The organism is Pseudomonas sp. NPDC087626 (assembly GCF_044743405.1).
Lineage (GTDB): Bacteria > Pseudomonadota > Gammaproteobacteria > Pseudomonadales > Pseudomonadaceae > Aquipseudomonas.
Window position 1 is genome coordinate 1 of sequence record NZ_JBIUWJ010000022.1, and the last position, 11,132, is coordinate 11,132.

An 11,132-nucleotide genomic window follows, 5' to 3' on the forward strand; every position below is an offset into this window, starting at 1 on the left:
CCTGACCGGCAAGGCCTTCGAAGAGCGCTACGAGTACTACGAAGCCCTGTCCCAGTACCCGGGCAAGATCAAGCTGTTCAAGACCATCCAGGCCCAAGACCTGTGGCGCAAAATGCGCTCCATGCTGTTTGAAACCGGCCACCCATGGCTGACCTTCAAAGACCCGTGCAACCTGCGCAGCCCGCAGCAGCACGTAGGCGTGGTCCATAGCTCGAACCTGTGCACCGAGATCACCTTGACCACCAACAAGGACGAGATCGCCGTTTGCAACCTGGGCTCGATCAACCTGCCGAACCACATCGTCAACGGCAAGCTGGACACCGCCAAGCTGGAACGCACCGTGAACACCGCCGTACGCATGCTCGATAACGTTATCGACATCAACTACTACTCGGTGCCACAAGCGCAGAACTCCAACTTCAAGCACCGTCCGGTCGGCCTGGGCATCATGGGTTTCCAGGACGCCTTGTACCTGCAGCACATCCCTTACGGCTCCGACGCTGCCGTCGAATTTGCCGACAAGTCGATGGAAGCGGTCAGCTACTACGCGATCCAGGCCTCCTGCGACCTGGCCGACGAGCGTGGCGCCTACGAGACGTTCCAGGGTTCGCTGTGGTCCAAAGGCATCCTGCCACTGGACTCGCAACAGATCCTGATCGAAGCCCGTGGCCAGAAGTACATCGACGTTGACCTGAACGAATCCCTGGACTGGGCACCGGTACGTGCCCGTGTACAGAAAGGCATTCGTAACTCCAACATCATGGCCATCGCACCGACCGCGACCATCGCCAACATCACTGGCGTATCGCAGTCGATCGAACCGACCTACCAGAACCTCTATGTGAAATCGAACCTGTCGGGCGAATTCACCGTGATCAACCCGTACCTGGTTCGCGACCTCAAGGCTCGTGGCCTGTGGGACTCGGTCATGATCAACGACCTGAAGTACTACGACGGTTCGGTGCAACAGATCGAGCGCATCCCGCAAGAACTCAAAGAGCTCTACGCGACAGCCTTCGAAGTGGACACCAAGTGGATCGTTGACGCGGCCAGCCGTCGTCAGAAGTGGATCGACCAGGCCCAATCGCTGAACCTGTACATCGCTGGCGCATCGGGCAAGAAGCTCGACGTGACCTACCGCATGGCCTGGTACCGTGGTCTGAAAACCACTTACTACCTCCGTGCCCTGGCCGCGACCAGCACCGAGAAGTCGACCATCAACACCGGCAAGCTGAACGCTGTTTCCAGCGGCGGCAACCACGGTGACGACTCGGTCCTGGCAGCTCCAGCAGGTCCTGCACCAGTGCCGAAGGCTTGCGCCATCGACGAGCCGGATTGCGAAGCTTGCCAATAAGCTGAGCCCGTAGGCGCCACCCGGCGCTTACCCAAAACCCCCGCCAGGTCCTCCGGACTTGCCGGGGGTTTTCTTTTGCCTGCCCATCCGTAGGAGCAAGGCTTGCCCGCGAACAGCCCCTGCGGACGCTGACTGCCAGCGAATATCGTATTGTTGCTGAGTGCATCGCGGGCAATGGTCGACTCGTTGCTGGTTGGAGGTACATTCTCCAGACCAAAAAAACCGCCTCAATCGAGGCGGTTTTTTTGTTGCGAGTAACCGGGTTATTCAGCCAGCTTGAAGGTAATGAAGCTGGCGCGCCCCTGGCGCAGGACCCGCATCGACACCGAACGATTCTTCGGCAGTGCCTTGGCGATCTCCGTGAACTCCTTGGCCGATACGATCGCCTGATTGTTCAGGTGCGTGATCACATCGCCTGGCTGCAGGCCGATCAATGAAGCAGGACCGTCCTGGACCTCCTTGATCACCACGCCGCCCTTGAGGTCGAACGCCTTCTTCTGCTCGTCGCTGAGCTCAATCACAGCCACGCCCAGACGATTACTGCTGCGCTCGACACCGTTTTTGGCCAGTGCATCGAGCTCCTTGCCTTCTTCCGGAATCGCGCCAACCGTCAACTCGACGTTTTTGCGCTTGCCGTCGCGAATCACTTCAAGGTTTGCCTTGGCGCCGGCCTTGAGTGCGCCCACCAGGTGCGGCAGGTCTGCCGACATGACGATCGGCTGATCGTTCATGCTCAAGATCACATCACCCACCTGCAAACCACCCTTGGCTGCCGGACCGTCGTCCTGGATCTGAGCCACCAGCGCGCCGGCCGGCTTGTCCAGGCCGAAGGACTCGGCAAGATCCTTGTTCACTTCCTGGATCACCACACCCAACCAGCCACGACTGACTTTGCCACCGCTTTTGAGCTGGTTGGAGACATCCATTGCCACATCGATCGGGATGGCGAACGAGACGCCCATGAAACCACCGGAACGGGTGTAGATCTGGGAGTTGATCCCCACCACTTCACCCGCCAGGTTGAACAGCGGGCCACCGGAGTTGCCCGGGTTGATCGGCACGTCGGTCTGGATGAACGGTACGTAGTTCTCGTTCGGCAGGCTACGGCCGATCGCGCTGACGATGCCTTGGGTCACAGTATGGTCAAAGCCGAACGGCGAACCGATGGCGACTACCCATTGCCCGGCCTTGAGGTCCTGGGATTTACCCAGTTTCAGCACCGGCAGGTCCTTGCCTTCGATTTTCAGCAGCGCCACGTCGGAACGCGGGTCGGTGCCGATCAACTTGGCCTTGAGTTCACTGCGATCAGCCAGGCGCACGAGAATTTCGTCGGCATCGGCGATCACATGGTTATTGGTCAGGATGTAGCCGTCCGGGGAAATGATGAAGCCCGAACCCAGGGATTGCGCTTCACGCTGGCGGCCACCGCCAGGGGAACGCTGCTGTGGCGGCATACCGCGCTCGAAGAACTCGCGCAGCATCGGTGGCAAGCCTTCCAGGTCAGGCATCTGCTGGTTAGACACTTTGCGGTCGGGCAATTTTTGCGTGGTACTGATGTTCACCACGGCTGGCGAGGCTTGCTCGACCAGTTGGGTGAAGTCCGGCAGTTCGGCTGCCTGGGCGGCAACTGTCTGACCCAGCACCAAGACGGTGGCAAAAATAGTCAGGTAGGATTTTAAACGTGGTATCGACATACGGCTCCCGTTACGACGAGCATGGTTAAGCGATAGGGAACAAGAAACACCAGGCAACCGCCATCGGTACTTTTGTTCCGGGAACAACTATACAAGGCCAGAGCCGAGGGGCTCTGACCTATAGAAAATTTTAAGAAGTTTTGCAAACTGAAATGCTCACCAAACATTTCGACATCTCGATTGTGGAACCAGCCATGACTGACCTTTTCCACAACCAACCCGTCGTTCGATGAGCGGCACTGGGTCGACTTACTGCTTGGACGTCGATGGAGCGGTGCGCATGGACAGCGCGATCCGTTCGGCGGTGCCGATCGGAATTTCCCCCACCACGGTCACCATCATCTCACCATCGGGGGTGGTCAAGCGCCGTGAAACGGCAACGGTGGGCCCAAGCTGGGTTCGAGTATCAGTGACTACTTCGCCATTGAGCGGCTCGAGGAACACCGAGAAACGCGCCAGGCCGTCGTCATACATCAGGCTACTAACCTGAGCCTTGGTCTGCGGATCCTTGTGGGCGCTGCTGCTGGTCAACTCGAAGCCCGGCGGTAACCAATCGGAGTGCCAGGCCTGGGCGGTCTTCGCGGCCGTGGCCTTGTTACTGTCCAGCGCCACGGTCTTGCACTCGTCACTGGCCTGCAGGTCCTGGTCGCCCGGCACGTCGGCGGTGTCCAGGCGGGTAAACTGGAAGCGCTCCAGCAACTGGCCTTTTTCATTGAGTAGCAAGGATTTGAGCGGCAGACCGGTTTCCCGATCCAGGTGCAATTCAAAACCGTAACGATGCTGGTCACGGGGCGTCAGCGAAACAATCACCGCCGCGCGCCCGGCCACGCGCGACTTGCCGATGACGGCAAGGTCGTACCAATTCTTCAGCTTTTGTGGGTCAAGTGCTCGAGCGGACGCGTCGGGGGTGTCCTCCAGCCCTGCCACCAGGCTGCCGCTCACGCATTGAGTACGTCCATCAATGCGTACGACTTCCTGGGCCGAGCCGTCGAGCTGCAGTAAACGCTCGCGGACTTTGCCATCCTGGACACGATGCCAGATGTTGTGGGTAGAAAAACTACCGTTACGCTCGTAAATGAAAGTGCCTTGAAAGCTCTGCTGCTGCTCGGCCTGGCTCAGACGGTTCAACCAGTCTTGAGCCTCATCGGCATGGGCTGGAACAACGAACCAGCCACTGAGCAAAAGCGTAAGTAGAGGTATGGCGCGCATGATCCTCCTTAACGGGTTTCCTGGCTCGCTGCACGAGCATAAGGCAGGGCACTTTCAGTACCTTTGAGTGCAGCTTGTTGAGCATGTTGACGCAGATAACCCGGCAGACGCTGATCGTGCCAGCCTGGCTGACCTTGCAAGACACCATTGGCCATCGGGCCTGTGGCTTGCGAACTCTCATTGTAGCCTGCCAAAACGGCTGGGCCCTTGACTTGAGGAACGGTCAGACCCGGTTGAGTGGATTGCTGGGCCAATTCGACGCCGGCGATCTCATCCTGGTTGTACAGACGCACACCTGCCAGCACCGCAACAGTCACGGATGCTGCAACGGCCAAGCGACCCAAGCTACGCCACGGTCCACGGCTGACTTTCGCTGGCACGGCTTCATCAGCCAGCGCTTGCGAGACGGCCGAAGCCAGGTCCAGACGGGGGATCAGCAAGTCCTTGTGCATCACTGCCCGGGCAATCTGGTAACGCGCCCAGGTTTCGCGGGTTTCAACATCGTCGAAGGCATTCAACACCCGACGCAATTCCAGTTCGTCCGCTTCGTTATCCATCACTGCGGACAGCGATTCCTGCAGGGCTTCCCGACTCATGGCGTTCCTCTCTTGGCTGTCGCCGCTGTCTTTAGTTTTCCTGCAACAGTGGTTGCAGGGCTTTATCGATGGCCTCCCGAGCGCGGAAGATCCGGGAGCGCACGGTACCCACCGGACATTGCATGACGCTCGCAATGTCCTCGTAACTCAGACCATCAAACTCACGTAAAGTTAGAGCGGTACGTAAATCTTCTGGCAGTTGCTGAATGGTTCGATGGACGGTGCCTTCGATCTCATCCCGCAGCAATGCACGCTCTGGTGACTCGAGATCCTTGAGGCCGTGATCGCCGTCGTAGAACTCCGCATCTTCAGAGCTAACATCGCTATCCGGCGGCCGGCGGCCGCGTGAAACCAGATAGTTCTTCGCCGTGTTGATGGCAATGCGGTAAAGCCACGTATAAAACGCGCTGTCCCCGCGAAAATTTCCAAGTGCACGGTAAGCCTTGATAAAGGCCTCTTGCGCAACATCCTGGGCTTCATGGGTGTCGTGCACAAAACGCACGATCAACCCGAGAATTTTGTGCTGGTATTTCAGCACTAGCAGATCGAAAGCACGCTTGTCACCGCGCTGAACGCGTTCGACCAGCTGCTGATCCTCTTCCTGGGTTAGCATGAACACTCCTCGATAAGCTCGGAGGAGGCTTGCATGACTAATCGTTCAGGCTTGCAAACATAGACTCGGGCTTTTCGCAAAAGTTCTCCCCCTCCAAGCAAGTTTCCTGCGCGCGCTGATTTGGCACACACGAAAAACGCAGCACCGGCTTGGCCGGCTGCGCGAATAATCTTGTTGTCGAATCCATACGCATTGACCGGAACACAGATCCTGCGTGAAACCGACGTCGTCCCTCGTTTCAGGCAACCTTCTATTGAGTTTAGGGCCTTGGCAAAAGTTCCCAATCTTTAATAGCCGGGTGAAACCAACAATGTGCAACCACGAAGCGAAAAAGCAGGGTTTGTCGCCGAAAACTTGAGCATTTCGCCTCCTCACGAGGTAAAACACCCGATATAGGCATCCGTCTTTTGCGTCACAGTAGTTTCACATTGCCACGAAGGCTCGGCTATTGTGCCGATCCACCCCTCTATATACTAGTGCGCTGTGTGGCTGTCTCGACTCGCCGATTCAGGTGTCTTGCGCCAACCCCGTCCCGGGTCGCTTTGAGCGGAATCCTGAAATGAGCCAACAGTTTCAACACGATGTTCTGGTGATTGGCAGCGGCGCTGCCGGTCTGAGTCTGGCACTGACGTTGCCTGATCATTTGCGCATTGCGGTATTGAGCAAAGGCAACCTTGCCAACGGCTCGACCTACTGGGCCCAGGGCGGTGTCGCTGCCGTGCTGGACGATACCGATACCGTTGAATCTCATGTCGACGACACCCTCAACGCCGGCGGTGGCCTGTGTCACGAAGACGCGGTGCGGTTCACGGTAGAGCACAGCCGCGAAGCCATACAGTGGCTGATCGACCAAGGCGTGCCCTTCACCCGCGACGAACAGTCGGGCACCGAAGACGGCGGTTTTGAGTTCCACCTGACCCGTGAGGGTGGTCATAGCCATCGGCGTATCATTCACGCCGCCGATGCCACCGGCGCCGCAATCTTCAACACCTTGCTGGCGCAAGCGCGGCTACGCCCGAACATCGAACTGCTGGAGCAACGGGTCGCCGTTGACCTGATCACCGAAAAACGCCTCGGCCTGGAAGGCGATCGCTGCCTTGGTGCCTATGTGCTCAATCGCGGCACCGGCCAGGTCGACACCTACGGCGCGCGGTTCGTGATCCTCGCCTCCGGTGGCGCGGCCAAGGTCTACCTCTATACCAGCAACCCCGATGGCGCTTGTGGCGACGGCATCGCCATGGCCTGGCGCTCGGGCTGCCGGGTGGCCAACCTGGAGTTCAACCAGTTCCACCCGACCTGCCTGTACCACCCGCAAGCCAAGAGTTTCCTGATCACCGAAGCCCTGCGCGGCGAGGGAGCGCACCTCAAGCTGCCCAACGGCGAGCGTTTCATGCAGCGCTTCGACCCACGGGCCGAACTGGCACCACGGGATATCGTGGCCCGGGCCATCGACCACGAAATGAAGCGCCTGGGGATCGACTGCGTCTACCTGGACATCAGCCACAAGCCCGAAGCCTTCATCAAGAGTCACTTCCCAACGGTCTATGAGCGCTGCCTGGAATTTTCCATCGACATTACCCGCCAGCCGATCCCGGTCGTCCCGGCGGCGCACTACACCTGTGGCGGCGTGATGGTCGACCAGCAGGGGCGCACCGACGTCCCCGGCCTCTATGCCATCGGCGAAACCAGCTTCACCGGCTTGCACGGCGCCAACCGCATGGCCAGCAACTCGCTGCTGGAATGCTTCGTCTATGCCCGCTCGGCAGCCGCGGACATTCTTGCGCAACTGCCCCAGGTGTCGATCCCCTGCGCCCTGCCTGTCTGGGACGCCAGCCAGGTTACCGACTCCGACGAAGACGTGATCATCGCCCACAACTGGGATGAACTGCGGCGGTTCATGTGGGACTACGTCGGCATCGTGCGCACCAACAAGCGCCTGCAGCGCGCCCAGCACCGCGTGCGCCTGCTGCTGGACGAGATCGACGAGTTCTACAGCAACTATAAAGTCAGCCGCGACCTGATCGAGTTGCGCAACCTGGCCCAGGTGGCCGAACTGATGATCCAGTCAGCCATGGAGCGCAAGGAAAGCCGTGGCCTGCATTACACCCTCGATTACCCGGACCTGTTGCCGCAAGCGCTGGACACTATCCTGGTGCCGCCCACCTACGCCGACTGAACTTGAGCCGTACCCGCAGGCGCCGGTGAACATCCGGCGCCAGGGCATCACGCGGCACACAGATCGAACGCACCCAACGCTCGCCACTCAGGCGAAAGCGCAGCACCACGATCAACGGCAAGGCCAGGCTGTCGGGGCGCAATTGCACGGCCTGCCAGCCACCGGCCCGGCTCCACAACTGCCAGCCATCGGCATCGCGGCGCAAGCCACTGAAGGCTGTGGGATGAGTCAGGAGAATCTGCCGGGGCAACACCCAGGCGCCGTGCGCCAGGCACAGCAAGACACCCGCCAGGCGGGCCCACAGGGCAATATCGAGTAGAAACAGCGAGCCCAGCGCGAACAGCTGGGCCAGGAGATAGGCCGCCAGCAGTTGCCGTGAGGCCTGCCAGCGGCATTCGAAATTACTTGGGCTGGACACGATCCAGGATCATCCGGACCATACGTTGCAGCTCGGGATCTTCCGATTCGGAACGCTCCATGAACCAGCCGAACATGTCCTGATCTTCGCATTCGAGCAACCTGACGTAGCAGTCGCGATCGACCTGGTTCAGGTGCGCATAAACCTCTTTGACAAAGGGCACCAGCAACACGTCAAGTTCAAGCATGCCGCGGCGGCTGTGCCAATAGAGGCGATTGAGTTCAACATCTTCGACCATGGAGCGCTCCTCAAATAGAGCGCAAGTATACAGCCCCGATCCCGGTCGAACAGTCGGCTTTGGTCGGGCGCCTCCAGACTTTTGTAAACTACCCATTTCCAGAGCACCCCCTTATGATGTCCTCCAGACCTTTTACCCTGCGATGACCCATGGCTGATTCCGCTTTTTTCTGCACCTTGTCCCATGAAGGCGTGCTCGCCGTCCGCGGCAGCGATGCCAGCAAGTTTCTTCAGGGCCAATTGACCTGCAACCTCAACTACCTGAGCGACACCCAGGCGAGCCTCGGCGCCCGCTGCACCCAAAAGGGCCGCATGCAGTCGAGCTTCCGCATCCTGCTGGAGGGTGACGGGGTGTTGCTGGCGATGGCCAGCGAGTTGCTGGAGCCGCAACTGGCCGACCTGAAAAAGTACGCGGTGTTCTCCAAGTCCAAACTCACTGATGAAAGCGCCGCCTGGGTTCGTTTTGGCCTGGTAGAGGCCGATGCCGCACTGACGGCACTGGGGCTCGACCTGCCGCCAGACACCGACTCGGTCGCCCGCCACGCCGGCCTGATCGCCATTCGGGTCTCCCCTGGCCGCACTGAACTCTGGGCCCCGGCCGCACAGGCACAGAGCCTGGCGACACAACTCTCGAGCACCCTCGCGCAAGGCAGCCTCAACGATTGGTTGCTGGGCCAGATCCGCGCCGGCATTGGCCAGGTGATGCCCGCCACTCGCGAGCTGTTCATTCCGCAGATGCTCAACCTGCAGGCGGTAGGCGGCGTGAGCTTCAAGAAAGGCTGCTACACCGGCCAGGAAATCGTCGCACGCATGCAGTACCTGGGCAAACTCAAGCGCCGCCTGTATCGCCTGCAACTAGACGCCAGCGACTTGCCCGAGCCAGGCACCGCCTTGTTCGCGCCAACCCACGGCAGCTCCATTGGCGAAGTGGTCCTCGCCGCACACGCCGAACAGGGCATCGAACTGCTGGCAGTGCTGCAAGCCGAAGCGGCCGAAGGTGCCAACCTGCACCTGGGCGCGCTCGAAGGCCCGACCCTGCACCTGCTCGAACTGCCTTACCAACTGGATCGCGATCGCGAGATCCAGCGTTAATCCGCAGTACTTTGTCGCAACACCTAGAGAAACGAAATGAGCAAGCTGGCGGAAAAGGTCCAACAGGATTTGGTTGAGGCCATCGATAACGATGACCTGGTTCTGCCAACGTTACCGGAAGTGGCCCTGCAGATTCGCCGGGCCGCCGAAGACCCGGATATCAGCGTCACCACCCTGAGTAAAGTCATCGGCCGCGACACCGCCCTGTCGGCGCGCCTGATCAAAGTGGTCAACAGCCCCCTGCTGCGCGGCGCCCAGGAAGTCACCGACCTGTACACGGCCATTACCCGACTGGGCATCAACTACAGCAGCAACCTGGCCATCGGCCTGGTCATCGAGCAGATCTTCCATGCCCGCTCCGATGTGGTCGGCCAGAAAATGCGCGACGTCTGGCGCAAGAGCCAGGAGATCGCCGGCATCAGCTACTCGTTGTGCCGTAGCCACACTCAGCTCAAGCCCGACCAGGCGGCGCTGGGTGGCCTGGTACACCAGATCGGCGTGCTGCCAATCCTGACCTACGCCCAAGACCACTATGAGCTGCTCTCGGACCCGGTCAGCCTCAACCATGTGATCGAGCGCATCCACCCGCTGCTTGGCGACAAGCTGCTGCAGGTCTGGGAGTTTCCGGAAATGCTGGTCCACCTGCCGGGGCAATACCTGGACTTCAAGCGTCAGCCCGAGGCTGTCGACTACGTCGACCTGGTGCAAGTGGCGACCGTGCATGCCCATCTGGGCAGCCACCACCCGCTGGCCCAGATCGACATCAGCAGCCTGCCCGCCTTCAAACGGTTGGGGATCAACCCGAACAAGCCCATCCCCTGTGCCGAACTGGAAGACTCGCGCACGATGTTTTATTGAGCCGCACGCCCGCCCCGGCGGGCTTTGCGTGGAGCTGGCGGGACAGCTGGCTGTGGTTGGCAAAAATTTACCGATACCCGGCAAAAAAAATCTATGCCGGCCAAAGCCCCATAAACTCTCGCTCTGCCCGAAAAAGCAGGTCTCATGGCCACTAACTGGGCTACTTCGTCGCACCACAAGCCGTAAAAAACACCTATAATGCGCCGGTAAATCGGGCCTGCAACACCTCCTTACATGAGGGTGAAAGCCGTGCTGAAGCCATCGCCGGATGCTGACCATGTCGACTCCGCCCTTCAGCGACTTCAGGACACCCGTAGACATTTCTGTTTTTTGCCTGCGTACCGCTGCAACAAACGATTCCTTTAGATCCACCGCGGCCACCAGGCCGTGTGAATAACCGACCTTCAGAGTTTTCACACGGGCAACTGGCCCTCACGCAGGAGACGACACGTCATGCTGAGCTGGGACGAATTCGATAAAGAAGACGGCGAAGTTGTCGCCAAAGGCGCCAATGCTGGCCACGCAACAGAAGCCAACATGGACCGCCTCGACAGCGCCGGTGGTGCTGCTGCGCTGGAAGCGCGCGCCGTGACCGCCAGCGACTCGGCCGCGATCGTTCGCGCCAAGGCTGCCCTCGACAAACTCGACGTCGCCGAAGGCCTGGCCGAACTCGAAGGCGCCTCTGCCCGCGTTGCGGTCGACGAGAAGCGCATGATCAACTGCCGCGCCGACCTCAACCAACTCGTCCCATTCAAATACGACTGGGCCTGGCAGAAGTACCTGGACGGTTGCGCAAACCACTGGATGCCGCAAGAAGTCAACATGACCGCCGACATCGCCCTCTGGATTAACCCGGAAGGCCTGACCGACGACGAGCGCCGCATC

11 protein-coding genes are annotated in these 11,132 nt (G+C 59.9%); 5 read left to right on the forward strand and 6 right to left on the reverse strand.

The features are described 5' to 3' along the window. A partial coding sequence (locus tag ACIOVD_RS18275; RefSeq protein ID WP_401129467.1) for a ribonucleoside-diphosphate reductase subunit alpha occupies nucleotides 1–1,354 on the forward strand: 1,354 nt, incomplete at its 5' end. Between the two features lie 263 nt (nucleotides 1,355–1,617). Here ACIOVD_RS18275 and ACIOVD_RS18280 read toward each other — a convergent pair. From ACIOVD_RS18280 to rpoE, 4 genes are all read right to left on the reverse strand, one after another. Beyond that, on the reverse strand, nucleotides 1,618–3,048 hold the full coding sequence (locus ACIOVD_RS18280) for a DegQ family serine endoprotease (protein ID WP_095169756.1): 1,431 nt from the start codon (nucleotides 3,046–3,048) through the stop codon (nucleotides 1,618–1,620). A 249-nt stretch (nucleotides 3,049–3,297) separates the two neighbouring features. Further along, on the reverse strand, nucleotides 3,298–4,257 hold the full coding sequence (locus tag ACIOVD_RS18285; protein ID WP_095169757.1) for a MucB/RseB C-terminal domain-containing protein: 960 nt from the start codon (nucleotides 4,255–4,257) through the stop codon (nucleotides 3,298–3,300). Between the two features lie 8 nt (nucleotides 4,258–4,265). Next, nucleotides 4,266–4,853: a sigma-E factor negative regulatory protein gene (locus tag ACIOVD_RS18290; protein WP_095169758.1), complete on the reverse strand. Its 588-nt coding sequence runs from the start codon at nucleotides 4,851–4,853 to the stop codon at nucleotides 4,266–4,268. A 31-nt stretch (nucleotides 4,854–4,884) separates the two neighbouring features. Beyond that, complete coding sequence (gene rpoE, locus ACIOVD_RS18295; RefSeq protein ID WP_003172477.1) at nucleotides 4,885–5,466, reverse strand: RNA polymerase sigma factor RpoE; 582 nt, start codon at nucleotides 5,464–5,466, stop codon at nucleotides 4,885–4,887. A 559-nt stretch (nucleotides 5,467–6,025) separates the two neighbouring features. Here rpoE and nadB point away from each other — a divergent pair. After that, nucleotides 6,026–7,642 carry an L-aspartate oxidase gene (gene nadB, locus ACIOVD_RS18300; RefSeq protein ID WP_095169759.1) on the forward strand — a complete coding sequence of 539 codons (1,617 nt, stop codon included), beginning with the start codon at nucleotides 6,026–6,028 and terminating at the stop codon, nucleotides 7,640–7,642. On the opposite strand, the gene ACIOVD_RS18305 is transcribed toward nadB, so the two are convergent. Next, nucleotides 7,611–8,060, reverse strand: coding sequence for a protein YgfX (locus tag ACIOVD_RS18305; RefSeq protein WP_401129470.1), 450 nt, complete (start codon nucleotides 8,058–8,060; stop codon nucleotides 7,611–7,613). The two genes, nadB and ACIOVD_RS18305, sit on opposite strands and share 32 nt — an antisense overlap. Beyond that, nucleotides 8,044–8,298, reverse strand: a complete 255-nt coding sequence (locus tag ACIOVD_RS18310) for a succinate dehydrogenase assembly factor 2 (RefSeq protein ID WP_095169761.1) — start codon at nucleotides 8,296–8,298, stop codon at nucleotides 8,044–8,046. Before ACIOVD_RS18310 ends, ACIOVD_RS18305 begins: the two co-directional genes overlap by 17 nt. 149 nt (nucleotides 8,299–8,447) lie before the next feature. On the opposite strand from ACIOVD_RS18310, the gene ACIOVD_RS18315 reads away from it, so the two are divergent. The 3 genes from ACIOVD_RS18315 to ACIOVD_RS18325 all read left to right on the forward strand — a co-directional run. Continuing rightward, nucleotides 8,448–9,389, forward strand: a complete 942-nt coding sequence (locus ACIOVD_RS18315; protein ID WP_095169762.1) for a folate-binding protein YgfZ — start codon at nucleotides 8,448–8,450, stop codon at nucleotides 9,387–9,389. 36 nt (nucleotides 9,390–9,425) lie between these two features. After that, nucleotides 9,426–10,247, forward strand: a complete 822-nt coding sequence (locus tag ACIOVD_RS18320) for an HDOD domain-containing protein (protein ID WP_095169763.1) — start codon at nucleotides 9,426–9,428, stop codon at nucleotides 10,245–10,247. Between the two features lie 453 nt (nucleotides 10,248–10,700). After that, the coding region (locus ACIOVD_RS18325; protein ID WP_401129473.1) for a ribonucleotide-diphosphate reductase subunit beta at nucleotides 10,701–11,132 on the forward strand (432 nt) is incomplete at its 3' end.

Excerpts from the sequence above, each read along its gene's own strand:
- rpoE (WP_003172477.1), bottom strand. The coding sequence starts at position 5,466 with ATGCTAACCCAGGAAGAGGATCAGCAGCTGGTCGAACGCGTTCAGCGC.
- ACIOVD_RS18320 (WP_095169763.1), top strand. The coding sequence starts at position 9,426 with ATGAGCAAGCTGGCGGAAAAGGTCCAACAGGATTTGGTTGAGGCCATC.
- ACIOVD_RS18290 (WP_095169758.1), bottom strand. The coding sequence starts at position 4,853 with ATGAGTCGGGAAGCCCTGCAGGAATCGCTGTCCGCAGTGATGGATAAC.
- ACIOVD_RS18280 (WP_095169756.1), bottom strand. The coding sequence starts at position 3,048 with ATGTCGATACCACGTTTAAAATCCTACCTGACTATTTTTGCCACCGTC.
- nadB (WP_095169759.1), top strand. The coding sequence starts at position 6,026 with ATGAGCCAACAGTTTCAACACGATGTTCTGGTGATTGGCAGCGGCGCT.
- ACIOVD_RS18285 (WP_095169757.1), bottom strand. The coding sequence starts at position 4,257 with ATGCGCGCCATACCTCTACTTACGCTTTTGCTCAGTGGCTGGTTCGTT.
- ACIOVD_RS18310 (WP_095169761.1), bottom strand. The coding sequence starts at position 8,298 with ATGGTCGAAGATGTTGAACTCAATCGCCTCTATTGGCACAGCCGCCGC.
- ACIOVD_RS18315 (WP_095169762.1), top strand. The coding sequence starts at position 8,448 with ATGGCTGATTCCGCTTTTTTCTGCACCTTGTCCCATGAAGGCGTGCTC.